General features: G+C 66.3%; 19 protein-coding genes. 5 read left to right on the top strand and 14 right to left on the bottom strand.

Features of this window, described 5'->3' with window-relative positions:
• Positions 1-4 precede the first annotated feature (4 nt).
• The 4 genes from ACYVHH_RS03185 to ACYVHH_RS03170 are packed head-to-tail and all read right to left on the bottom strand — an operon-like array spanning position 5 to position 4,581.
• Positions 5-1,372, bottom strand: coding sequence for an SLC13 family permease (locus ACYVHH_RS03185; RefSeq protein WP_460563579.1), 1,368 nt, complete (start codon positions 1,370-1,372; stop codon positions 5-7).
• Positions 1,354-2,145 (bottom strand): class II glutamine amidotransferase, encoded by a 792-nt coding sequence (locus tag ACYVHH_RS03180; RefSeq protein WP_460563578.1) that lies wholly within the window; start codon positions 2,143-2,145, stop codon positions 1,354-1,356. The genes ACYVHH_RS03185 and ACYVHH_RS03180 overlap by 19 nt, the downstream gene beginning before the upstream one ends.
• Positions 2,146-2,152: 7 nt before the next feature.
• On the bottom strand, positions 2,153-3,670 hold the full coding sequence (locus tag ACYVHH_RS03175; RefSeq protein ID WP_460563577.1) for a DHA2 family efflux MFS transporter permease subunit: 1,518 nt from the start codon (positions 3,668-3,670) through the stop codon (positions 2,153-2,155).
• Complete coding sequence (locus ACYVHH_RS03170; protein WP_460563618.1) at positions 3,670-4,581, bottom strand: DMT family transporter; 912 nt, start codon at positions 4,579-4,581, stop codon at positions 3,670-3,672. The genes ACYVHH_RS03175 and ACYVHH_RS03170 overlap by 1 nt, the downstream gene beginning before the upstream one ends.
• Positions 4,582-4,643: 62 nt before the next feature.
• Between ACYVHH_RS03170 and pyrF the strand changes: the two genes are divergently transcribed.
• The 4 genes from pyrF to ACYVHH_RS03150 are packed head-to-tail and all read left to right on the top strand — an operon-like array spanning position 4,644 to position 9,427.
• Positions 4,644-5,492, top strand: a complete 849-nt coding sequence (gene pyrF, locus ACYVHH_RS03165; protein ID WP_460563576.1) for an orotidine-5'-phosphate decarboxylase — start codon at positions 4,644-4,646, stop codon at positions 5,490-5,492.
• A gap of 12 nt (positions 5,493-5,504) precedes the next feature.
• A complete protein-coding gene (locus ACYVHH_RS03160; protein ID WP_460563575.1) occupies positions 5,505-7,097 on the top strand; it encodes an HD domain-containing phosphohydrolase in 1,593 nt (530 codons plus the stop codon).
• Positions 7,098-7,153: 56 nt separating this feature from the next.
• Complete coding sequence (locus ACYVHH_RS03155; RefSeq protein ID WP_460563574.1) at positions 7,154-8,557, top strand: hypothetical protein; 1,404 nt, start codon at positions 7,154-7,156, stop codon at positions 8,555-8,557.
• Between the two features lie 12 nt (positions 8,558-8,569).
• Positions 8,570-9,427 carry a FecR family protein gene (locus ACYVHH_RS03150; protein WP_460563573.1) on the top strand — a complete coding sequence of 286 codons (858 nt, stop codon included), beginning with the start codon at positions 8,570-8,572 and terminating at the stop codon, positions 9,425-9,427.
• A gap of 21 nt (positions 9,428-9,448) precedes the next feature.
• On the opposite strand, the gene ACYVHH_RS03145 is transcribed toward ACYVHH_RS03150, so the two are convergent.
• The 7 genes from ACYVHH_RS03145 to sucC form a co-directional block, all read right to left on the bottom strand.
• The gene (locus ACYVHH_RS03145; protein ID WP_460563572.1) at positions 9,449-11,695 is read right to left on the bottom strand and encodes a CHASE2 domain-containing protein; all 2,247 of its coding nucleotides are present in this window, start codon (positions 11,693-11,695) and stop codon (positions 9,449-9,451) included.
• An 18-nt stretch (positions 11,696-11,713) separates the two neighbouring features.
• A complete protein-coding gene (locus ACYVHH_RS03140; protein WP_460563571.1) occupies positions 11,714-12,664 on the bottom strand; it encodes a M48 family metalloprotease in 951 nt (316 codons plus the stop codon).
• 15 nt (positions 12,665-12,679) lie between these two features.
• Entirely contained in the window at positions 12,680-13,240 is a 561-nt protein-coding gene (locus ACYVHH_RS03135) for an SH3 domain-containing protein (RefSeq protein ID WP_460563570.1), read from the bottom strand.
• 39 nt (positions 13,241-13,279) lie between these two features.
• Entirely contained in the window at positions 13,280-13,924 is a 645-nt protein-coding gene (locus ACYVHH_RS03130; protein WP_460563569.1) for an FHA domain-containing protein, read from the bottom strand.
• A gap of 32 nt (positions 13,925-13,956) precedes the next feature.
• On the bottom strand, positions 13,957-14,736 hold the full coding sequence (locus ACYVHH_RS03125; RefSeq protein WP_460563568.1) for a Stp1/IreP family PP2C-type Ser/Thr phosphatase: 780 nt from the start codon (positions 14,734-14,736) through the stop codon (positions 13,957-13,959).
• A gap of 142 nt (positions 14,737-14,878) precedes the next feature.
• Positions 14,879-15,772 carry a succinate--CoA ligase subunit alpha gene (gene sucD / locus ACYVHH_RS03120; RefSeq protein ID WP_460563567.1) on the bottom strand — a complete coding sequence of 298 codons (894 nt, stop codon included), beginning with the start codon at positions 15,770-15,772 and terminating at the stop codon, positions 14,879-14,881.
• 23 nt (positions 15,773-15,795) lie between these two features.
• The gene (gene sucC, locus ACYVHH_RS03115; RefSeq protein WP_460563566.1) at positions 15,796-16,959 is read right to left on the bottom strand and encodes an ADP-forming succinate--CoA ligase subunit beta; all 1,164 of its coding nucleotides are present in this window, start codon (positions 16,957-16,959) and stop codon (positions 15,796-15,798) included.
• A 214-nt stretch (positions 16,960-17,173) separates the two neighbouring features.
• On the opposite strand from sucC, the gene argC reads away from it, so the two are divergent.
• Positions 17,174-18,094: an N-acetyl-gamma-glutamyl-phosphate reductase gene (argC, locus tag ACYVHH_RS03110; RefSeq protein ID WP_460563565.1), complete on the top strand. Its 921-nt coding sequence runs from the start codon at positions 17,174-17,176 to the stop codon at positions 18,092-18,094.
• Positions 18,095-18,103: 9 nt separating this feature from the next.
• Here the strand turns inward: argC and ACYVHH_RS03105 are convergent, their stop codons facing one another.
• The 3 genes from ACYVHH_RS03105 to ACYVHH_RS03095 form a co-directional block, all read right to left on the bottom strand.
• A complete protein-coding gene (locus tag ACYVHH_RS03105; protein ID WP_460563564.1) occupies positions 18,104-19,045 on the bottom strand; it encodes an MBL fold metallo-hydrolase in 942 nt (313 codons plus the stop codon).
• Positions 19,046-19,048: 3 nt separating this feature from the next.
• Positions 19,049-20,212, bottom strand: a complete 1,164-nt coding sequence (locus ACYVHH_RS03100; protein WP_460563563.1) for a GGDEF domain-containing protein — start codon at positions 20,210-20,212, stop codon at positions 19,049-19,051.
• An 88-nt stretch (positions 20,213-20,300) separates the two neighbouring features.
• Positions 20,301-21,998, bottom strand: a complete 1,698-nt coding sequence (locus ACYVHH_RS03095) for an AMP-binding protein (RefSeq protein ID WP_460563561.1) — start codon at positions 21,996-21,998, stop codon at positions 20,301-20,303.
• Positions 21,999-22,422 lie beyond the last annotated feature (424 nt).

The raw sequence follows: 22,422 nt of genomic DNA, 5'->3' as shown, positions 1-22,422 counted from the left end.
TCCATCAGCGCCAAAGTGACAGCGCCAATGTGACGGTGACGGCGGCGACGGCGTTCAGCGCGAGCCCGCAGCGCATCATCGTGCGTTGCGACACGTGTCCCGAGCCGAAGACAATCGCATTCGGCGGCGTGGCCACTGGCAGCATGAACGCGCACGATGCAGAGACCGCGACGGCCGCGGCAACGCCCGCTTCACTCATGCCCCAGGCCGGGGCCAGGCCCATGACGATGGGGATGATGAGCGCCGCGCTGGCGGTATTGCTGACGAGTTCCGTGAGCATCACGACGAAGGCGACGAGCGTCAGAAGGATCAGCCAGGCCGGAGCCCCTTCGACTGCCGACATCAGGCCTTGTGCCAGGAAGTGGCTAGCGCCCGTGACCGACATCACCTGGCTGAGCGCCAGGCCGCCGCCGAACAGCAGCAAGACGCCCCACTGGGTCTGGCGCTCCATGTCGCGCCATTCCAGTACGCCCGTTGCGCCCAGCAGGCCGATGGCACCCAAGGCGACGAGGGTGTCCATGTCCTGCTTCACGCCCAGCATGGCGCCGAGCGGCTCACCGAACACCCAACCTGTGACGGTCAGGCAGAAGATGCCCAGGGTGAGTTGCCTGTCGCGTGTCCAGGTGAAGCCAGGGGTCGCAGGGGAGGAATCGGCCGTGGAGAGGGCTGAGAGCGAGGGGCGTAGCATCAGGTACAGCGTCAGTACCATCAGCGGCAGGAGCAGCAAGACCAGGGGCAGTCCGATGGCCATCCATTGCGCAAAGCTGATGCCTGCCTGGGCGGCGGCTATGGCGTTGGGCGGGCTGCCAACCAGCGTTCCCATGCCGCCGATGCTTGCGCTGTAGGCCAGGCCCAGCAGCACGAAGGCCCGGGTGCGGGCGGCCGGGCTGGTGTCGGGTGCGGTTTCCTGGTCCGATTCGGCGCGCAGGAGGCCGAGCGCCAGGGGCAGCATCATTGCCGTCGTCGCGGTGTTGCTGAGCCACATGGAGAGAAACGCCGTCAGTGCGAACAGGCCGGCCACGGCCAAGGGCATGTGCCCCCGGGCTGCGCGCAGTATGGCCCGGGCCAGGGCGATGTCCAGACCATGGCGCGCCAGCGCCGCCGCCAGTGCGAAGCCGCCCAGGAAGAGGAAGATCACGGGCTGGGCAAAGGCTCCCAGCGCTTCCCGCACGGTCAAGGTTCCGGTCAGTGCCGCGAGCAGCGGCACGAGCAGCGCCGTCAGGCTCAGGTGCAGGGCCTGGCTGATCCAGAGACTGCCGATCAGGACAAACAGCGCCAGGCCAGTTCTGACGCGTTCGTCGCCCGGTATGAGCAGATGGCTGGCCGCCGCAAGCAGCACGCAGATGAGCAGGGTCAGCGCGCGCGTTGGCATGGGGCAGGCGGGTCCTGTGGCAGTCCGTCGACGAAGACCTTGAGCTCTCCAGGCTGGAAGGCGGTCCAGGTTTCGTTGCGTGTCAGCGGCGTGGTCACGATCACGGCGGCGCGGTCGCTGGTCTGGTTGACCTCAGCGAAGTTCACGGTCCAGTCTTCGTCCATCAATGTGGCGGCGGCGAAGGGATGCTGGCGCACCAGGTAGTGCAGGTTCGTGCTGCAGTGGGCCCACAGAGCCTCACCGTTGGACAGCAGGAAGTTGAAGGTGCCGAACTGCCGCACTTGTGGCACCAGCTCTTGCAGCGTGAGCGTAAGCTCGGGCACGCTGGGCACCCCGGCGTGGGACTTGGCCAGTTCCTGCATCAGCCAGCAGAAGGCCCTTTCGCTGTCGGTGTCGCCCACCGGGTGGAAGTGCCCGTGCAGGTGGGGGTGGTAGTCCTTCAGGTCGCCGTTGTGGGCGAAGACCCAGTGGCGCCCCCACAGCTCCCGGGTAAAGGGGTGGGCGTTTTCCAGCCGCACCTGGCCCACGGTGGCCTTTCGCACGTGGGCGATGATGTTGGTGCTCTTGAGCGGGTATTGCCGCAGGAACGCCGCCATGGGCGATTGTGCGGCGCTCTGCTGGTCGACGAACAGGCGCAGGCCCTTGCCTTCGAAGAATGCGATGCCCCAGCCGTCAGCGTGATGGTCGGTGGCGCCGCCGCGCCTGCTGAAGCCGGTGAAGCTGAAGTTGGCGTCGGTGGGCGTGGCGCAGTTGAGACCGAGCAGTTGGCACATGGAAAACTCAGGACGGATGACGGGGTTCTTCCCGCGATGTTGCCACCCCGGGGCGCAAATTCCAAGCGGCGCGCAACGCCAGTGCACAGATGGCTCCGAGCATGATGAAGGTCTCGTTGAACGCGGCCAGCCGCTCTTCGATGCCTGCCGCGCTGGACAGCGACACGCCGTGGGCGGCCAAGCGCCATTCCAGCACCATGCCGCACAGGCTCACGCCAGCGGCGCCCCCAAGCATGCGCAGGAAATTGATGGCGCTGGCCCCCTGGGCGATATGGTCACGCGCGACCCCACGCATGGCGCCCAGGTTGAGCGATGGCAGCACGAAACCCAGTCCCACGCGGCCCAGGATGGTCAGGGCCACCAGCCAGGCCAGCGGGGTGCTTCGGTCCAGCAGGACGACCAGCGCAAAAGACAGGGCCAGCAAGAGCAGCCCGGTGCTGACCAGCCAGTGCGCCGGATGCCGGTCGGCCAGCCTGCCGACCACGGCGATCGTGGCGGCCAGCACCAGACCGGCTGGCAGCAGCAGCGCGCCAACGTAAGAGGCCGAGAGGCCCAGCCCCATCTGCAGATACACGGGGATGAGGTAGGTGGAGCCGAACAGCGCCGTGCCATAGATGAAGGCAACCAGGCTGCCCATGGCGAAAGGGCGGTGCTGGAACAGGCTGAGGTTCATCAGCGGCTCCGGTCCACCGCTTGAACGGCGGTGCCGCAGCCGGTGCTGCCACGTGATGAATCCGCCCAGGCACACGACAAAACCCGTGAGCAGTGTGGCAGCCGTGGCCAGTGTTCCGCCCTGCCACTGGACCAGGCCATTGAGCAGGCAGACGGTGCCCGCGCTGGCCAGCAGCAGGCCGATCCAGTCGATGCTCACGTCGCGCCGTGCGGCCACGCCCCCAGGGGCCGTGACCGGCACGAAGAGGCGGCCTAGCCAAAGTGACGCCAGACACAGCGGCACCACCATGAAGAAGATGGAGCGCCAGCCGAAGGCGTCGACCAGCAGACCGCCCAGGCTGGGTCCCAGCGCTGGCGCCAGCACCACGCCCATGCCGAAGATGCCGCTGGCGCGGCCCTGTTCGTTGGCGTCGAAGGCGCGCAGGATGATGATGGCGGGAATGGGTTGAACCACACCTGCGGCCAGGCCTTCCACCACCCGGGCGGCCAGCACCAGCGCGAAGTGGTTGGCCATGCCGCCTGCCACGCCACCCGCCAGCAGCAGCCCCATGCAGATGGCGTAAGTCTTGCGGAAGCCGAACCGGGACAGCATCCAGGGCGTCGTCAGCATGGAGGCGACCATGGCTGCCATGAAGCCCGATGTCACCCACTGCGCGCGCTCCTGGCCCAGGCCGAAGTGGTGGCTCATGTCGGGAATGGCCACGTTCACGATGGTGGAGGACATGATGGCGGCCATGGTGCCCACCATCACCGACATCAGCAGCAGCCAGCGGTAGCGTGGCCCGTATCGCGTGCTGAGCGCCTGCAGGCTGCCGGGAGCGGGGCCGGGCGTGTCCATGTCACCTCGGTGCATCAGGCCTGCTGGCTTCTGGCGGACGGCCAGAGCACGGACGCGATGGACAGCACCATCAGGCAAACAGCCGCCCAGTCCTGCCAGAAGAGCCGTTCGTTCAGCCACCATGCGCCACTGAACACCCCCAGCACGGGAATCATCATGACGCTGAGCGTGGAAGCGATGGGCGGCAGGCTGCGCGCCAGGAAGAACCACGTGGCGTGTGCAAAACCAAAAATCATGATGCCGTTATAGACAATGGCCCAGAGCGTGGCCTGCCCCATGGCGGGCCACTGGCCGTTGGCAGGGCGTTCAAACACCCAGGCCAGCACGGACATGACGATGGCCGCCAGCACGGTCATCCAGAACGACAGGGTGAGCGTGGGCACGGTGAGCGGCGTGCGGCGCAGCAGCTGTGTGCCCAGCGCCCAGACGGCGGCGGCCAGCAGGGCCAGCCCAACCGCCTGCGGTTGCCCGCTCAGGCCGGTGAACTCGTGCCACAGCAGCAACAGCACCCCCAGCGCCGCCGCACCCACGCCGACCCAGCCCCGGCCTTGCAGGCGGGTCGAGAAGAGCAGCGCCCCGATCACCGCCGAGAAGATGGGCATGGTGTAGCCCAGGATGGCCGCGCGCCCGCTGGACAGCACGCTGATGGCCAGGATGATGCAGACGTGCCAGACGAACATGTTGGCCGCTGCGAGTTTGAGTACCTCGAGCCAGTTCGCGCCTCCAGCGCCGGGGGCAATGCGCACGGGCAGTTTCAGCCGCCACAGGGCTGCCAGCAGCACGGGCAGCCCCAGCCACATCGACAGCGCCCGGAAAGTCAGCGGCGGGTAGCCTGTGACGCCCAGCTTCATGACCGGCCAGTTCACGCCCCAGGCCAGGGTGAGAAGAACGAGGAGGATGGTCTGTTGGCGTGTGAGCGTGGGCATGGCGTGGGTGGTGTGAGGCACCGACGTTACCAAAAAAACAGCCCCTGCCTACAATCCGGGGCATGAACTTCACCGACATGCTGCGTGCCGCCGAGCACCAGAACCGCTCCATGCTGTGTGTGGGCCTGGACCCCGAGCCCACGCGTTTCCCGCACCACTGGCGCAACGACCCGGCGCGCATCTACGATTTCTGCGCTGCCATCGTGGACGCCACGGCTGACCTGGCCATGGCCTTCAAGCCGCAGATCGCCTACTTTGCCGCATACCGCGCCGAAGACCAGCTGGAGCAGCTGATGGCCCACATGCGGGTGCGCGCGCCCCAGGTGCCCATCATCCTCGACGCCAAGCGCGGCGATATCGGCAGCACTGCCGAACAGTACGCCAAGGAGGCGTTCGAGCGCTACGGCGCGGACGCCGTCACACTGTCGCCCTTCATGGGCTTCGACTCCGTGCAGCCCTATCTGCAGTACCCGGGCAAGGGGGCCTTCCTGCTGTGCCGCACCAGCAACCCAGGGGGCGACGACTTCCAGAGCCAGCGGCTGGCCAGCGTGGCAGGTGAGCCGCTGCTCTACGAACACATCGCGCGGCTCGCGCAGGGGCCCTGGAACCTGAATGGGCAACTGGGGCTCGTGGTGGGGGCTACCTACCCGGCGGAAATCGCCCGCGTGCGCGAACTGGCGCCCACCTTGCCGCTGCTGATTCCCGGGGTGGGCGCGCAGGGCGGCGACGCACACGCCACCGTGCAGGCAGGCTGGCGCGGCCAGGGGGGCGAGACCACGGGAGCCATCGCGGTCAATTCGTCGCGGGCCATTCTTTACGCCAGCGCTGGCGAGGATTTTGCCGAGGCGGCACGGCGTGAGGCATTGCGCACCCGCGACATGCTGCACGCTGCGCGTACCACCACCAACTGAGGGAGAGACCCCATGGCAGAGAGTCTCGAGAGCCTGTTCCACCGTTTCGAGCAACTCAATGACATCGGGGTGGCTCTGTCAAGTGAACGCAACCTGCAGCGCCTGCTGGAAAACATTCTGCTGGCCGCCAAGAAGCTGACCCGGGCCGACGGCGGCACGCTCTACTCCCTCACGCCGGACAAGCGCCACCTGCGATTCGAGATCGTCCGCACCGATTCGCTGAACATTGCCCTGGGCGGCGCTGGCGGGCAACCCATCACCGGTCTGTTCCACGACCTCCCCCTGTACCAGGACGATGGCACGCCGAACAACGCGCTGGTGGCGGCCTGTGCGGCCAACACCGGGAAGACGGTCAACGTCCCCGACGCCTATGCCGCCGAGGGGTTCGATTTTTCCGGCACGCGCAGGTTCGACGAGCGCACCGGCTACCGTTCCCGTTCCTTCCTGACGGTTCCCATGAAGAACCATGAGGGGGAGCTGATTGGCGTGCTGCAGCTGCTCAACGCCACCGACCCCCAGAGCAACGCCGTTACAGCCTTTTCCGCCGCCGACCAGCGGCTGGCCGAATCGCTGGCTTCACAGGCCGCGGTGGCACTCACCAACCGGCACCTGTTGCAGCAGCTGGAAGACCTGTTCGAGGCCTTCATCAAGCTCATCAACGTCGCGATCGACGAAAAGTCCCCCTACACGGGCGGGCACTGCGAGCGCGTGCCAGAACTCACCATGCTGCTGGCCGAGGCCGTGAACGGCACCAGCGATGGGCCGCTGGCCGGCGTGCGCCTGACCGACAAAGACCTGCACGAGTTGCGCATTGCCGCCCTGCTGCACGACTGCGGCAAGATCACCACGCCCGTGCACGTGGTAGACAAGGCCACCAAGCTGGAAACCATTTTTGACCGCATCCACCTGGTCGACGCCAGGTTGGAAGTCGCGCGGCGCGAGGCCGAGGCCGCCATGTGGCGGGCCATAGCGCTGGGCGAGAAGAGTCGTGCCTCTGCCGAGGCCGAGCACCACGCCTGGTGTGAGCGGCTGGAGCAGGACCGCGAGTTCCTGCGCCGCTGCAACGTGGGCGGCGAGCGCATGAGCGACGAAGATATCGAGCGCGTGCGGGTGCTGGCCAGCCAGTACAGCTGGACTTCGCCTGACGGTCGGCCCCAGCCCTTGCTGGATGGCAACGAGGTGGAGAACCTGACCGTGCGAGCGGGCACCCTGACCCCGGCCGAACGTGACGTCATCAATCACCACATCGTCGCCACCATCAACATGCTGGAGCAGTTGCCCTGGCCGAAAGGGCTGGAGAATGTGCCCGAGTATGCGGGCGGGCACCACGAGCGCATGGACGGCAAGGGTTACCCCAAAGGCCTGACGCGCGATCAGATGAGCTGGCAGGCGCGCATGATGGGAATCGCGGACATATTCGAAGCGCTCACGGCGCACGACCGCCCCTACAAGAAGGCGATGACGCTGACCCAGGCGCTGCGTATCATGGACAACTTCAAAGCCAACGGTCACATCGACCCAGATCTGTACGATGTGTTCGTGAACAAAGAGGTCTACAAGCAATACGCCCGGCGCTTCCTGGCGCCAGAACAGGTCGATTGCTGAGGTCCGGCGCCTGCCGCCGGTGAGCATGGGGCCCGCCGTGGCCGCGAGGAGTGGGGATGAGAGAGGGACGTTCGACGAAATGGCGCCGGGCTGGCCTGTGCCTGCTTTTGATGGGCATGGCTGCTGCAGGCGCAAGGGCGCAGTCCCCTGCCACGGCAGACGAGGCTGTGGTCACGCAGATGCAGGAACTGGTGCGCCAGTCGCGCCACGACCAAGCCTACTCCCTGGGTAGGGCCCACGAAAGTCTGCTGGGGCATCCTGTCTTCGACTTGTATTACGGCATTGCCGCGCTGCACACCGGGGAGCCCGGCGAGGCGGTGTTCGCCCTGGAACGCCACGTGGCGCAACAGCCCAGCCGGCTGGGGCACTTCATGCTGGGCAAGGGCTACTTCGTGCTGGGTGAAGACCTGCGGGCCAAGGAAGAATTTGAAGACCTGCTCGCGACGGGCAAGGACCCGGACGAGGCTGCGGTCATCTGGCAGTATCTGGACAACATCTGGTGGCGCGAGGGGCGTTACCGGCCAGTTGGCCGCTTCTACGCTGAAGCGGGTATTGGCCGCAGCGACAACATCAACGCTGGCCTGCCTGCCGGGCCCGTTGCGGGCATTCCCGGCTTGAACGTGCTGGAGGGGGCCACCTACGAGCGCGAGGCCGATACGCAGACGCATGCGGCCCTGGGCGTCAGTGGCCGTTATCCCTTCCTGCCCGGCTGGGTGGCGTATGGCGGGCTGCATGCGCGCGGCCGCTGGAACCAGACCGGTGCCAATCAGCAGTTCGACTCATCTGATGCGAGCGCCGAAGCAGGCGTGGAGTTGGCCAAGGGGCGCCATCTCTACCGTCTGGGGCTGGACCTTCGTCAGGCCCGTATTGATGGGCAGCGCTTTCTGGACGTGGCCTCGGTGACTGGCGACTGGCATTACCGGCCCGACCAGTTCCACCGCTGGGGTGCCAGCCTGGCCTACTCAGACCTCAACTACCACAGCATCAACTACCAGCGGAACAAGGATGGCTCTGGCGGTACCGTCACTACCGACGGCAGTGTGCGCGACAGCGCCCTGACGCAGGCCAGCGTCAACTGGTCGTACTTCTTCGTGCACCCCTGGGCACCCATGTGGGTGAACGAGCTGATCGTGGGTACTGAACGCAACCACGTCGGGCGCAGTGACCTGTCACGCCACATGACGGGGGTGAGGAGCCAGCTGGCTTTCCGCCCCGCTAGCCGCTGGCTGGTGGTCCTCAATGCCGGGCTCATGCGCAGCAGCTACCGTGCGCCTTATGGGCCAGGCTTGCCGACCCGCCAAGACAATTTGTGGAACGCAGGCCTGGCGGTGCAGTACCGCCTGGCGCGCGAATGGACGCTGCAAGGGGAGTGGGCCCGGCAGTGGCAGCGCTCCAACGTGGATTGGCACGATCACACACGCAGCGAGGTGTTTGCCAAGCTGCGCTATGAATTCAAGTGACAGGGAGCGGGCATGAGAACTGGAAATTCTTTGCGCAAGGTGCTGGCCCTGTTGCTGGGGCTGGGGTGTGCTTCGGTGGCGCTGGCGGAGCCGGTGGCGCGTGTGCTGCTGGCCAAGGGTGAGTCGCAGCTGGAGCGACAAGGGCAGCGGCAGGGCTTGACGGCTGGAGCGTTGCTGGAGCCGGGTGATACGTTGCTGGTGGGTGAGCGGGCTGCCGTTCAGGTGCGCTTTACCGATGAGTCTCTGGTGGCCCTGCGTGCCAATACCGTGTTCCGGATCGACCAGTACAAATACGCCAACGGGGCTGCTGATGAAAAGCTGTCGGTTTCATTGGCCAAAGGCGGCTTGAGGACCGTGACCGGCCTGATCGGCAAGGCGCACCCGCCCAACTTTTCCCTGACCACCCCAACGGCTGTGGTCGGCGTGCGCGGCACGCATTTCGTGGCGCTGCATTGCCAGGACGACTGCCCCCGGCCAGAGGGCGGGCAAGAGAGCAACGGCACCTACGGCGGCGTTACCGACGGCCGCATAGGCGTGACCAATGGCGGTGGCGACGTGGAGTTCGGCCAGCAGGAATACTTCTACGTGCAGGACAGCCAGGTGGCCGCCAAGCGCCTGATCGCGCCGCCTGCCATCCTCAACGACCGGACCACCCGAACGCAGGACCAGGAAACCGTGCGCTTGTCCAGCGGGCTGCTGCCCGAGGAGCAACTGGGCGGCCAGACCAGTGTGACCCACCTGCCCATGCCGCTGCGGCCCGATGGTGCGCAACCCGGCGCGCCTGCCTATCCCTGGCTGCCGTCTGCGCCCGAGTGGGTGGACCTCACGGGCATCTTGAATACGCCGTCGCGTCAGTTCCTGCTGCCTTGATGCCACCAGGGCAGCCTCGGTTCATTTCGAGTCAAACTTGTTGCTGCCGTCCCAGCCGGGCGGCGGCGGCTGTTGCTGCCATTCCTCAATGCGTTGCCTGTACAGGCCGTAGAGCGTGCTGTCGGGGGCGAGAGTCTGAAGCGTGTCCAGCCCTGCCAACGCGGCGATCCAGTCCTGCCGCCGGTAGGCCTGCAGCGTATCGTGCCATTGCGTCAGCTCGGCCTGCTGAGCGGGGGTGACGTCCTCCAGGCGGCCCAGCAAGGCATGGATGGTCACAGCCTCTTCCTTGCCCTTGACCTTCACCCGGTCCAGCTCCTGCCACACGAAGGCGTCTCCAGCTTGCGCGCGTGCGCTTTCGCTGACGACGATGTCCACCCCATAGTGCTTGCTCAGCCCCTCCAGGCGCGAACCCAGGTTCACCGCGTCGCCGATAACCGTGTAGCTGCGGCGCAGGTCAGAGCCCATGTCGCCAACGCACATGTGTCCGGTGTTGATGCCCACGCCCATGCCGATGGGGGGCAGGCCTTCCGATGCATGTTCGCGGTTGATGTCGGCAATGGCCTGCCGCATGTCCAGCGCCGCCAGCACGGCCAGCCGGGCATGTTCGGGGGTTTCCATCGGGGCTCCCCAAAAGGCCATGACGCAGTCGCCCATGAACTTGTCTATGGTGCCGCGCTGGTGCCTTATGCACGCCGACAGGCGGCTGAAGACCCGGTTCAGCAATTCCTGCAAGGCCTGGGGTGACATGGTCTCGGACAGGTTGGTGAAGCCGCGCATGTCGCTGAACATCACTGTCAGCTCCCGTTCCGTGGCGCGCATGTCGTAGCGCTCGGGCTCTTTCACCATCTCGTCGACCAGTTCCGGCGGCACGTAGGTGCCGAACAGCCCCGCCAGTTGCCGCTTTGAACGGCTTTCAACGAAATAGCCGTAGGCGGTGTCGATGGCATAGCACGCGAACACCATCAGCAGCACGGATGCCATGGGCAGCACCAGTGCCGCCGACACGTACAGCCAGGCGTTGAGCCCGATGAGCACGGCTGCCACGGCGGCGGTCACCAACGCAGACCAGAGGGCGCTCAGACGCGGCAGAAGGGCCAGCAAGAGCAGCCCGGCGGCCAGGGTCTGCAGCAGGTCGAATCCCATGGCGTAGTCGGGCTGCACGGGCAGGTGGCCGTCCAGCAGCGCAGACAGCAGGTTGGCGTGCGTCTCCACGCCCGGGAACACCTCGCTCACGGGTGTGGCCCGCAAGTCCATCAGGCCCGGGGCGGTGGTGCCCAGCAGAACGATCTTGTCTTCCAGGGTGCCGGCAGGCAGCCTGCCCCGCAGCACGTCCGCTGCCGAGTGGTAGGCGAAGGACCCGCCCTGCGGCCCGCCCTGGCCGCGGAAAGGGATCAGCGTGGCGACGCGCTGGTCCACGGGAATGGCGAGTGTGCGGTCGCCTTGCGCCAGCACCACGCTGGCCAGGTGCGGGTGTTGCTGTTGCAGGTCGCCAGGGGGAAAGCCCGGCACCACGTCGGGCATGCCCGCCAGGGCGCGGAACACACCCAGCGCCAGGGACTCGTGGTAGCCGCCCTCGAATTCCGCGAGCAGCGGCAGCGAGCGCACCACGCCATCACTGTCCACGATGGCGTTGAGGAAGCCCGCCTGGGCGGCACCTTCGGTCAGCACGGGAATGTTGCTGCCATAGCCGTTCCACCGCGTGGCGTGAAAGCCCTGGCCACCCAGGCTGTCACGTGTCAGCACTGGCTCGGGCAGGGCGCCAGAGCGGTGGCCGTTGCGGTCGCTGGTGAAGTAGTAGCCCAGCACCACCGGTCTGTCGCGCAAGGCCTGAGCCAGGCGCTGGTCGTTGTCCAGTTCGGGCGCCAGCCGCGCCAGCTCACGCTGAAAACCCTTCTCGTGCCTGAGCGGGCCTTCCGCCAGGGATCTCAACCGTTTCAGCCCCGAGCTTTCGTCCGGCTCGGCAAAGACGATGTCCATGCCTAGCACGGCCACCCGCTGGTTGACGAACAGTTCGTCCACCAGCTCGGCCACGCGGTTGCGCGGCCACGGCCAGCGGCCCACTTCTGCCAGGCTGGGTTCGTCTATGTCGATGATCGCTATGCGGTCGTCCAGCGTGCCAGGCATGCTGGCGCGCAGGCGGGCGTCGTAGACGAAGGCGTCCAGCTTCTGCACGATGGCAGGCCGCCACCAGCCGCCTGCGACGAGCAGTGCCAGAAGCACCGGCAGGGCTGTGATCAGGGTGCGGCGCAGGTGCCGCAAAGGGCGCATGCGTTTCCTCAAGTGCCGTCAACGGCTGCGTTGTGAGCGGATGCGTTGCGCCAATGCTGGCGAGGAGGTGACCGCATACTTGTCCAGCCGGTCACCCATCGCCTGCTGCAGGTAGGCCAGCCGTTGCTGGGCGGGCGGGTGGGTGGAGAAGGCCAGCGCGTAGGCGGGGTGGTCGGGCTGTTCGCCTGACATCTGTTGCAACAGGGCCAGCAAGCCGTATGGGTCCATGCCTGCCCTCGTGGCCAGGGCCACCCCCATGCGGTCGGCTTCGAACTCGTCTGCGCGGTCCAGGCCCTTGGCGTAGAGGTCCCGGCCGAGGTTGAGCAGCAGACCGCTGACGGTGTCGCTGCCACTCCTGCTCAACAGGTGCCCCACGGCCTGTGCGCCGAGCTGGGTGCGTGCCTGTGTGACCATGGCCTTGAGGTGGTGCTTCTGGGTCACGTGGATGATTTCGTGGGCAAGCACCCCGGCCAGCTCCGCCTCCGTCGGGGTGCGTTCCAGCAGACCCTTGGTCACGAAGATGTAGCCTCCCGGTGCGGCAAAGGCGTTGAAGCCGGGGTTGTCAAGCACCACGAAGGTCCAGGGCAAATGGGGGCGGCTGGAGTGCAGGCTGATCCAGCGGCCCAGGCGGTTCACGTAGCGCTGCGTGGGTTCATCGTTCAAGGCCCTGGCGCTGCCCAACAGAACAGAGGACAGCTGCCTGCCCAATTCGATCTCGCGCGCCTCGTCCATGTTGTCCAGCGCCTGCACGACCAGCTGCAAGGTCTGAACATGTGTGGATGCCTGGCCACCCAGTGAGCCCACCGGAAGGCCGCTTTGCGCGGCTGCGCTCGACAAGGCGCCTAGTGCCTGCGCAATGGAGGTGTCTCCGGGTTGTGAGGGGTTGCTCACACAGGCGCTCAGCAAAAGGCCCAGGCCCAGCGTGATGGCTGCGCCTGCCCGGCGTGATGTGGTCAGTCTGGTGTTCATGCGTGGCCTTTCACATCATTTCTGCGTCGCGGTGACGCTGGGCAGCGGGGGCGCGGGCAATTCGTCCACCTCACGGGTGCTCAGCTTGGCCGCGCTGGCGAACTGTCGGGCTTGATCCGCCGAAACCTGACGCTTTTCCGCCTGAGCGACCGCAGCCGCATTGGGGGACGCCTTCATGATGTCCTCGGCGTCCAGACCGCGGACACCTGCCAGAGTGGTGGCGGTGGTCGAGCCGCTGGCGCTCTTGCCTGCCTGGGTCAGGGTGCGCATCAGGCCTGTGCCTGCCGGCGGTGCGCTGGCCGCTGCGCCGGATGGTTTTTGCAGATCGAACATGTGCACCCAGCCCACCTGCCCAGCCGGAGTGCGGACCTGGGTCCATGGGCCGGTGCGGGGACCGGTCTTGGTCAGCGGCGTCAGTGCCTTGACCTGTGTCACGGCCGGCTGCTGGTCTCCGGCGGCCTTCCGCAGGGCGACGTCCGATTTCGCCTGCCATTCGTCGTTATTCTGCGCTTGCGCAGCGGACGACAGCAGCAGGGCCAGCAGGGGAAGCACCAAGGTGCGCAACGTCTGGTTCATGGTCATTCTCGTCTGGACGGAAGATTTGGCGGGGTAGCTTCATCCCTGGCCGGCTGTGAGCTGGAACAGCATCTCGGTGCCTGCCAGGCTTATCACATCGTTGTGCTTGAGCATGACGGGCTCCTGCCCGGCCACGGGCTGCCCGTTGACCGTGGGGAGGGTGTCTCCGTCCACGAGGGCCAGGGTGTAGCCATTGTTGCGCTGTGTGATCGCCGCCACCGCCACACCGGGTTTGCCGAGCGTGGTGACCACCTTGATCAGGGGCATCTCGCGGCCCGACGCCGGGCCGCTGATCACCCGGATGCGTGCGGCGCGGTTCTGTGCGGTGGCTGCCGGGGCCGCCACAGGTTGCGCCGGGTCGGGCGGGGCTTCCTCGGGCAGCGGCGCCGGTACGTGTCCGGCGGGCAGCACATGGATGCGGTAGCGGCCGATCTCGATCAGGTCGTCAGCGCCCACCTGCGCGGTGCGCACGGCCCGGCCGTTGACGTAGGTGCCGTTCGTGCTGTGAAGATCCTCGATGGAGATCGTTCCGTCCTTCTGCACGAACACGGCATGTTCGCCACTGACGGCCAGGTGGTCGATCACGATGTCGTTGTACGGGCGCCGTCCCAGCGTGGTCCGTTCCTTCGTGAGTTCGAACTCCTTGAGATCCACCCCTTCCATGGAGATGGTGATTCTGGTCATGAAGGTCTCCCCCCGTGTCTAGGGTTCTCGGTCTACAGCGGCACCGGGCGGGACGGTGACACTTCGCGTGCCGGGTCTGGTGAGCATTGCACCAGCACCAGCGAAATATTATCTCGCCCCCCGGCCGCATTGGCCGCATCCACCAGGGCGTGCCCGGCAGTGGCCAAGGCGCGCTCGCGCCGCAGGATGGCGGCCATCTGGGCGTCGGTCAGCATGTCGTTCAGGCCATCGGAGCACAGCAGGTAGGTGTCGCCTGGCTGCACCACATGGTCAGCCAGGGCCACTGCCACTGCTGGCTCCACGCCCAGCGCGCGGGTGACCAGGTTCTTGTACTGCGCCGTGCGTGCCAGTTCTGGTGCCACCAGGCCCGCGTCGATCTGTTCCTGCAACAGGGAGTGGTCGCGCGTCAGCGGGGTGAGTTGCCCTTGGCGCAACCGGTAAAGCCGGGAGTCCCCCGCGTGCGCCACGGTGAGGCGCGCGCCGTTGAACACGGCCACCACCAGCGTCGTGCCCATGCCCCGGCAGGCCGGGTCAGCCAAAGACGCTTCGTAGATGGCCAGGTTGGCGGCCTCCACGCTCTGCTCGATCCACCGGCGGATATCCCGTGTGCTGGCCACGCCTGTCTGCAGTCGCGGGCCCAGCGACTGGCTGACGAGCCGGGTGGCCATGGCACTTGCCACCTCTCCCGCGTTGTACCCTCCCATGCCGTCGGCCAGTACCGCCAGGCCCGATTGTTCGACCACCGCAACCGCATCCTCATTGTTCAGGCGCACGCGGCCCGCGTCGCTGAGGCTGAAGAAGTCGCATTTCATCGGGCGGGTGTGTGGTGGTGGGGTTGACGCATGAGTGTAGCGCCACGGGTGTTGCCGCCCCGCGCCTGTGCATAAAGAAAAAGGGCCCGCGTGCGCGGGCCCTTCAGGGCGGGAGTCAGGCCGGGCAAGGCCCGGCCTGGGATCACAGCAGACCCTTGAGCAGCTTGCCCATTTCGGACGGGTTGCGGGTCACCTTGAAACCACACTCTTCCATGATGGCCAGCTTGGCGTCGGCCGTGTCGGCGCCGCCGCTGATCAGCGCGCCAGCGTGGCCCATGCGCTTGCCCGGAGGGGCAGTCACGCCAGCGATGAAGCCGACGATGGGCTTCTTCATGTTGGCCTTGCACCACTGGGCGGCTTCCGCCTCGTCGGGGCCGCCGATCTCGCCGATCATGATCACGGCGTCGGTGTCCGGATCGTCGTTGAACGCCTTCATCACGTCGATGTGCTTGAGGCCGTTGATCGGGTCACCACCGATACCGACGGCAGACGACTGGCCAATGCCCAGCTCGGACAGCTGTGCCACGGCTTCGTAAGTCAGCGTGCCGGAGCGCGACACCACGCCCACGCGGCCCTTCTTGTGGATGTGACCGGGCATGATGCCGATCTTGATCTCGTCGGGCGTGATCAGGCCGGGGCAGTTGGGGCCCAGCAGCAGCGTCTTCTTGCCGCCTGCGGCTTCCTTGGCCTTCATCTTGTTGCGCACTTCCAGCATGTCGCGGATGGGAATGCCTTCGGTGATGCAGATGGCCAGGTCCAGGTCGGCCTCGACGGCTTCCCAGATCGCGGCCGCGGCACCTGCCGGAGGCACGTAGATCACGGACACGGTGGCGCCGGTCTGCTGCGCAGCTTCCTTGACGGAGGCGTAGATGGGGATGTTGAAGATCGACTCACCGGCCTTCTTGGGGTTCACGCCAGCAACGAAGCAGTTCTTGCCGTTGGCGTATTCCTGGCACTTTTCGGTGTGGAACTGGCCGGTCTTGCCGGTGATGCCCTGGGTGATGACCTTGGTGTCTTTGTTGATGTAGATCGACATGACGTGTTCTCGCTTTCCTGGGCTTAGGCTTTGACGGCGGCTGCCACTTTCTGGGCGGCTTCGGCCATGGTGTCGGCGCTGATGATGGGCAGGCCGGACTCGGCCAGCATCTTCTTGCCCAGCTCTTCGTTGGTGCCCTTCATGCGCACCACCAGCGGCACGTTCAGGTTCACGGCCTTGCAGGCGGTGATGACGCCGGTGGCGATGGTGTCGCAACGCATGATGCCGCCGAAGATGTTGACCAGGATGGCCTTGACCTTCGGGTTCTTCAGCATGATCTTGAAGGCTTCGGTGACCTTCTCGGGGGTGGCGCCGCCGCCCACGTCGAGGAAGTTGGCCGGCTCGGCGCCGAACAGCTTGATGGTGTCCATGGTGGCCATGGCCAGACCGGCACCGTTCACCAGGCAGCCGATGTTGCCGTCCAGGCTGATGTAAGCCAGGTCGAACTTGGAAGCTTCGATTTCGGCGGGGTCTTCTTCGTCCAGGTCACGCAGGGCCACGATCTCGGGGTGGCGGAACAGGGCGTTGGCGTCGAAGTTGAACTTGGCGTCCAGGGCGATGATGTTGCCCTTGCTGTCGCGGTTCAGGGGGTTGATCTCGACCAGGGAGGCGTCGGTGTCCATGTAGCACTTGTAGAGCTTCTGGCACACGTCGGTGAACTGGGCGACGGAGTCGGCGGGCATCTGGATGCCGGCGGCGAGTTCCTTGGCCTGGGCTTCGGTCAGGCCGGTCAGCGGGTCCACGAAAACCTTGACGATCTTCTCGGGGGTGCTGTGGGCCACTTCCTCGATGTCCATGCCGCCTTCGCTGGAGGCAATGAAAGCCACCTTCTGGGTGCCGCGATCGGTCACCACGGACAGGTAGTATTCCTTCTGGATGTCGGCGCCGTCTTCGATGTAGAGGCGGCGGACCTTCTGCCCTTCGGGGCCGGTCTGGTGCGTCTTGAGCTGCATGCCCAGGATCTGGCCAGCCAGTTCCTTGACCTGGTCAATGGTCTTGGCGACCTTGACGCCGCCGCCTTTGCCGCGTCCACCGGCGTGGATCTGCGCCTTGACAACCCACACGGGGCCGCCGAGTTTCTGGGCGGCCTCAACAGCCTCCTGCACCGTGAAGGCGGGAATGCCACGGGGAACGGGCACGCCGAATTGACGCAAGATCTCCTTGCCTTGGTACTCGTGAATCTTCATGAAAATCGCTCTCTGAAAGAGTCAAACACAACACGTCCGCCCTGAGGGCAAGGTAGCGTGGGCATGGCGGCCACGGTTACGGTGCAACAGGCCAAAGGACACACGAACCCTGAAATGTATCATGCTGCCATGCACAAAACTTGTGCCAAACTGACGCCCAGTGCGAGGCGTACCGTTCGCGCTGGTGATGCGTATACCCCACGGAGAATTCCCCATGCCACAGGTTTTCATTGACGGCGAAGCAGGCACGACCGGTCTGCAGATACGCGAGCGGCTGGCCCAGATGCCGCAGATCGACTTGCTCAGCATTGCCCCGGAGCGCCGCAAGGACCCCGCCGCCAAACGCGAGCTGATGGCTCGGGCTGACCTGGTGATCCTGTGCCTGCACGACGATGCCGCGCGCGAGTCCGTGGCCATGATCGACGGGCTCAAGGCCGCAGGCGAAAAGGCGCCGCGCATCATCGATGCGTCCACCGCCCACCGTGTGGCGCCGGGCTGGGTGTATGGCTTTCCCGAGCTGTGCGCGGGGCAGGCCGAGGCCGTGCGCCAGGCCGACCGCGTGGCCAACCCGGGCTGCTATGCCACGGGTGCCATCGCCTTGATCCGCCCGCTGGTGGATGCCGGTCTGCTGCCCAAGGACCACCCGCTGTGTCTGCCCAGTGTGAGTGGCTACACCGGCGGCGGCCGCACCATGATCGAAGCTTACGAGGCCGGTTCGGCCGCGCCTTTCGAGCTGTATGCGCTGGGGCTGAGCCACAAGCACCTGCCCGAGATCATGGCCTGCACGGGGTTGACGCGTCGGCCGGTCTTCGTGCCTTCGGTGGGCAATTTCCCGCAGGGCATGCTGGTGCAACTGCCGCTGCACCTGGACGCGCTGCCCGGGCAGGTCGGGCTGAAGGATTTGCACGATGCACTGGCGGCGCACTACGCGGGCAGCCAGTGGGTGACGGTGGAGCCCGCCACCACCGACGGCAAGCTGGATGCAGTGGCCCTGGCCAACACCAACAAGCTGGAGTTGCGCGTGTATGGCAACGAAGCCTACCGCCACGCCGTGCTGGTGGCGCGGCTGGACAACCTGGGCAAGGGCGCCAGCGGCGCTGCCGTGCAGAACCTGCAGCTGATGCTGGGTCTGTAAACGCCTGCGTCAGGCGTCGACCAGCCAGCCGTTCTCGCGCCGGGCGGCGCCGGAGCGGCACAGCTCGTCGATCAAAGCCTGCAGCCAGGTGTCGAAATCGGCCTGGGCGTGGCGTTCGTGCTGTTGCAGCAGGTAGGGCGTTGCGCGGGCCCAGGTGTGTACCTGCTCAACGCTGGCGCGCTGCCACTCCAGCAGCTTGAACTTCAGCAGCACCTTCAGCGCATAGCGCAGGTGCTTGCCGGGGTCTTCGGTGAACTGGCGCAGGCGGCTGCGGGCGCGCTCCAGCGCCGCTGCCACGCTGTCTTCGTCTCCACCAAACGGCCGGCCATGACCCGGAATCACCACCAGCGGCTCCAGGTCTTCGATCAGGTCCAGGGTGTCGCCCACTTCGGCAAAGGCGGGCTCCCCCTCCAGCTCAGGGAAGACCACGCCAAACCCGTTTTCCCACAGCGCGTCACCCGAGACCAGAACCCGGTGCCCGGGCTGGAACAGCAGCACGGCATGCGGGTCGTGCCCTGGTGCAGCGTGTATCTGCCAGGGCAGTCCGGCCAGTGTCAGTTCGTCGCCGGGGCGCAGCACGCCGTCGATGGCAAAGCGCGGGCAGGTTTGTCCGGTGGGGGCATAGCTCAGGCCTCGGTGGTCCCACCGGGCCACGGCATCGGCCTGCCCGGGGGGTATCCATGTCTGCATCTGCGGATAGTGGGCCTGCAGGGCCGCGTTGCCTCCGCAGTGGTCGCTGTGCAAGTGGGTGTTGATCAGCCGGTCCAGCGGCCGGCCTTGCAACGCGTGCTCCAACAGCGCCACGGTCTGCTCTGCATGGCTGCCGTAGCCTGAATCGATCAGGGCATGGCCTTCGGGCCCTGAGCAGAGCACATTGTTGGCAGACAGCCAGCCGCGTTCAAACACGCGGATGCCGGGGGGGAGCAGGGGCGGGGAGGAGGTCTCTGGCATGGGTCAGGTGGGCAGGGCGGCCTCGGCGCGGTGGCGCCCAGCGGCCTTTGCACGGTAGAGCGCCGCGTCGGCCTGGGAAATGAGTTCTTCGAGCATGGGCAGGGCTGCCTGCTCCAGTTTTGCACCGTTGCGGGTGGCGATGCCTATGCTGACGGTGCAGCGGGGCAGGTCGGCCTCGGCAGACTTGCTGGCCAGGATGCGTTCGGCCACGTTGAGTGCCTGGGCCTGGTCGGTTTCGGGCAGGATCACCAGGAACTCCTCGCCACCGAAGCGGCCGAGCAGATCGATCTTGCGCAGTTCGTCGCGCACGCGCAGCGCGAAGTCGCGCAGCACGCGGTCGCCCGTCATGTGGCCGTAACGGTCGTTGATGAGCTTGAAATGGTCCAGGTCCAGCATCATCACCGTGATGGGGCGGTGCGTGCGGCGGCAGCGCTCCAGCTCGATGAGGCCCTGGTCGAAAATGGCCCGGCGGCTGAGCGCCCCGGTCAGGGTGTCGTGGCTGATGAGGTGATGCAGCTGCTGGCGCAGGCGTTCCGATGCCATCAGCACGAAACTGATGGTGAGCATCAACAGCGAGAAGCTGTAGCCCCCAATGTAGAAGCTCTGCAGCGCCGAAGGCGTGAACAGATCGTTGCCCACCGGTGCCACCAAGGCGGTGATGGCGCGCACCACCATGATGAGGATGGTGGCGCCAAGCACCACCATCAGGAAGCGCGCGGCGAAGCTGCGCCGGTCATGCCGCCACACCAGCCGGAAGTGGGAGGCGTGCAGCGCGGCCATGCAGGCGCTGATGAGCACCAGACGCGAGTTGTAGTCCGGGGCCATGAGGCCCCACCAGACCAAGGGCACGCTGATGGCCAGGAGGGTGGCTGGCATCAGCCAGCGCGGCAGCGGCCGGTCGAAGAACCTGTGGCTGCCTGCCAGCATCAGCAGTCCGCCGCTGAAGAGCATCAGGTTGGCCACGACGATGGTCAGCCAGTCGGGGGCGATGCCCCGCGCGCCCAGCAGCAACGTCGAGATGAAGATGACCAACGGGGCAGCCGCCCAGTCCTTGAGACCGCGTATGGACGAGCGGTGCCCCAGGTGCAGCGAGTAAAGCACCACCGCCATCAAGGCCCCCATGGCGCCCGTCAGGAAGACGATGGTGCGGGGGTCCAGGTGGGGCATGCTGGGCGGTGCTGAGTGGCTGGTGACGCCAGTATAGGCAAGGCTGGTCAGTTCGTGATGCCTGCCGGGTTTGTCCAGCCCGCCCAGGTCACTTCTGCCGCAGCTCCCGCCGCAGGATCTTGCCCACGTTGCTCTTGGGCAGCTCGTCGCGGAATTCGATGTACTTGGGCCGCTTGTAGCCGGTCAGGTTCTCGTGGCAGTAGCGCAGCACGGCTTCCTCCGTCAGGGTGGGGTCGTTGCGCACCACATACACCTTGATGGCCTCGCCCGAGTGCTCGTCTGGCACGCCCACGGTGGCGCATTCCAGCACACCCGGACACAACGAGATGACGTTGTCCAGCTCGGTCGGGAACACGTTGAAGCCCGAAACGATGATCATGTCCTTCTTGCGGTCCACGATGCGGATGTAGCCGCGCTCGTCCATCACGCCGATGTCGCCCGTGCGCATGTAGCCGTCGGCGGTGAAGGTCTTGGCGGTTTCCTCGGGCTGGTTGTAGTAGCCGCGCATCACGTTGGGGCCCTTGATGCAGATCTCGCCGGAAGCGCCCACGGGCTGGCTTTGGCCCGCATCGTCCTTGATGGCGATGTCGATGCCCGGCAGTGGCAAACCGATGGTGCCTGTGAAACTGTTGTTGGTGACCGGGTTGTTGGTGCCGATGGCGCAGGTTTCGCTCATGCCCCAGCCTTCGATCATGGCGCACTTGGTGACGGCCTGCCACTGGCGCGCGGTGCCTTCGGCCGCCGCCATGCCGCCCGCCTGCGACAGCACCAGGCTGGAAAAGTCGAGCTGGCGGAAGCGCGCGTTGTTGAGCAGTCCGTTGAACAGCGTGTTGACGGCGGGCAGCACGTTGAACGGCCGGCTCTTGAGCACGTCGACGAACTTGGCGATGTCGCGCGGGTTGGGAATCAGCGTGGCGTGCGCGCCCTGGCGGATCACCAGCAGCATCAGCGTGAGCGCGAAGATGTGGTACAGCGGCAGCGCCATGATGTGGTTGGCGTGGCGAACGTCGCCCACCTTGCTCAGTGCCGGGGTGAACCAGGCTTCGGCCTGCAGCGTGGCGGCAATGATGTTGCGGTGGGTGAGGATGGCGCCCTTGGACAGGCCGGTGGTGCCGCCGGTGTACTGCAGGAAGGCGATGCTGTCGTGGTTCACGTCAGCGGGCTTGAGGTTCAGGCGGTGTCCTTCGTCCAGCGCGCGGCGGAAGGGCACGATGTGCCGCTGCCCCGTGGGGCCGTTGAGTGGCAGCTTGTAGGCCGGCACCATCTTGGCCAGGTGGCGCACGGCGAAGGTGATCCAGCGGCCGAACCAGAAGCCCAGCAGGTCGCCCATGCTGGCCACGATCACATTCTTGACCGGGGTCCGGTCGATCACCTCTTCCAGCGTCTTGGCAAAGTTTTCCAGGATGACGATGGTGTCGGCCCCCGAGTCCTTCAGCTGGTGCTCCAGTTCGCGCGCGGTGTAGAGGGGGTTCACGTTCACGCAGGTGTAGCCCGCCCGCAGCACGGCCGACATGGTGACCGGGAACTGCGGCACGTTGGGCAGCATGATGGCCACGCGCGAACCCGTGGGCAGGCCCAGCGACTGCAGGTAGGCGCCCAGCGCGGCGCTGTGCCCGTCCAGCTCGCCATAGGTCATCCAGCGGTCCATGCAGACGGTGACCGGCTCCTTGGCATTGCGCTTGAAGGAGGCTTCAAGCAGTTCGTTGACGGAGCGGTATTGCGACGGGTCGACGTCGTGCGGGACGCCTGCGGGGTAGCTGTCGTGCCAGATCTTGTGGTTGTTCATGTGATGGGTGGGTGCTTGCCGGAGAATTCGTCAGGAGCAGGCATTGTGTTCTTGAGCGCTGGCGCGGCCAGTCAGGGCAAGCCCCTAGAAACTGTCGCCCGAGGCACACTTGGGCCATGTGGGGCATGTTGCCTGCCGCTAGGAGGTGGCGATGGTGGCTTGGTTGCAGCGCGGCGCCGTGTTGTGGACCCTGGCGCTGGCCTGGTTGACATGGCAGCACTGGTGGCCGCAGCACCCGGCCTGGGCGTGGGGCGGGGTGGTCTTCTGGCTCGGGGGCATGGCTTGGGCGCAGCTGGCCCACACCTTGTTGGCCTTGGTGCAGGCACCGCGCCCGTCCGGCGGCGGCCCTGCGTGGCAGGATTGGGCTGTCGCCTGGTGGCGCGAGACCTGGGCGGCCACACTGGTGTTCGCGTGGCGCCAACCT

The sequence above is a fragment of the Hydrogenophaga aquatica genome, from assembly GCF_054780915.1.
The sequence above is the reverse complement of the archived record's forward strand: the minus strand, read 5'-3'. Positions and strand labels throughout refer to the sequence as shown.

Bases quoted from the DNA above. Each gene is read 5' to 3' on its own strand.
- ACYVHH_RS03185 (WP_460563579.1), bottom strand. From the start codon at position 1,372: ATGCCAACGCGCGCGCTGACCCTGCTCATCTGCGTGCTGCTTGCGGCG.
- ACYVHH_RS03170 (WP_460563618.1), bottom strand. From the start codon at position 4,581: ATGCCCACGCTCACACGCCAACAGACCATCCTCCTCGTTCTTCTCACC.
- argC (WP_460563565.1), top strand. From the start codon at position 17,174: ATGCCACAGGTTTTCATTGACGGCGAAGCAGGCACGACCGGTCTGCAG.
- ACYVHH_RS03160 (WP_460563575.1), top strand. From the start codon at position 5,505: ATGGCAGAGAGTCTCGAGAGCCTGTTCCACCGTTTCGAGCAACTCAAT.
- pyrF (WP_460563576.1), top strand. From the start codon at position 4,644: ATGAACTTCACCGACATGCTGCGTGCCGCCGAGCACCAGAACCGCTCC.
- ACYVHH_RS03145 (WP_460563572.1), bottom strand. From the start codon at position 11,695: ATGCGCCCTTTGCGGCACCTGCGCCGCACCCTGATCACAGCCCTGCCG.
- ACYVHH_RS03135 (WP_460563570.1), bottom strand. From the start codon at position 13,240: ATGAACCAGACGTTGCGCACCTTGGTGCTTCCCCTGCTGGCCCTGCTG.
- sucD (WP_460563567.1), bottom strand. From the start codon at position 15,772: ATGTCGATCTACATCAACAAAGACACCAAGGTCATCACCCAGGGCATC.
- ACYVHH_RS03175 (WP_460563577.1), bottom strand. From the start codon at position 3,670: ATGCACCGAGGTGACATGGACACGCCCGGCCCCGCTCCCGGCAGCCTG.
- ACYVHH_RS03105 (WP_460563564.1), bottom strand. From the start codon at position 19,045: ATGCCAGAGACCTCCTCCCCGCCCCTGCTCCCCCCCGGCATCCGCGTG.
- ACYVHH_RS03140 (WP_460563571.1), bottom strand. From the start codon at position 12,664: ATGAACACCAGACTGACCACATCACGCCGGGCAGGCGCAGCCATCACG.
- ACYVHH_RS03180 (WP_460563578.1), bottom strand. From the start codon at position 2,145: ATGTGCCAACTGCTCGGTCTCAACTGCGCCACGCCCACCGACGCCAAC.
- ACYVHH_RS03125 (WP_460563568.1), bottom strand. From the start codon at position 14,736: ATGAAATGCGACTTCTTCAGCCTCAGCGACGCGGGCCGCGTGCGCCTG.
- ACYVHH_RS03155 (WP_460563574.1), top strand. From the start codon at position 7,154: ATGAGAGAGGGACGTTCGACGAAATGGCGCCGGGCTGGCCTGTGCCTG.
- ACYVHH_RS03130 (WP_460563569.1), bottom strand. From the start codon at position 13,924: ATGACCAGAATCACCATCTCCATGGAAGGGGTGGATCTCAAGGAGTTC.
- ACYVHH_RS03100 (WP_460563563.1), bottom strand. From the start codon at position 20,212: ATGCCCCACCTGGACCCCCGCACCATCGTCTTCCTGACGGGCGCCATG.
- ACYVHH_RS03150 (WP_460563573.1), top strand. From the start codon at position 8,570: ATGAGAACTGGAAATTCTTTGCGCAAGGTGCTGGCCCTGTTGCTGGGG.
- sucC (WP_460563566.1), bottom strand. From the start codon at position 16,959: ATGAAGATTCACGAGTACCAAGGCAAGGAGATCTTGCGTCAATTCGGC.
- ACYVHH_RS03095 (WP_460563561.1), bottom strand. From the start codon at position 21,998: ATGAACAACCACAAGATCTGGCACGACAGCTACCCCGCAGGCGTCCCG.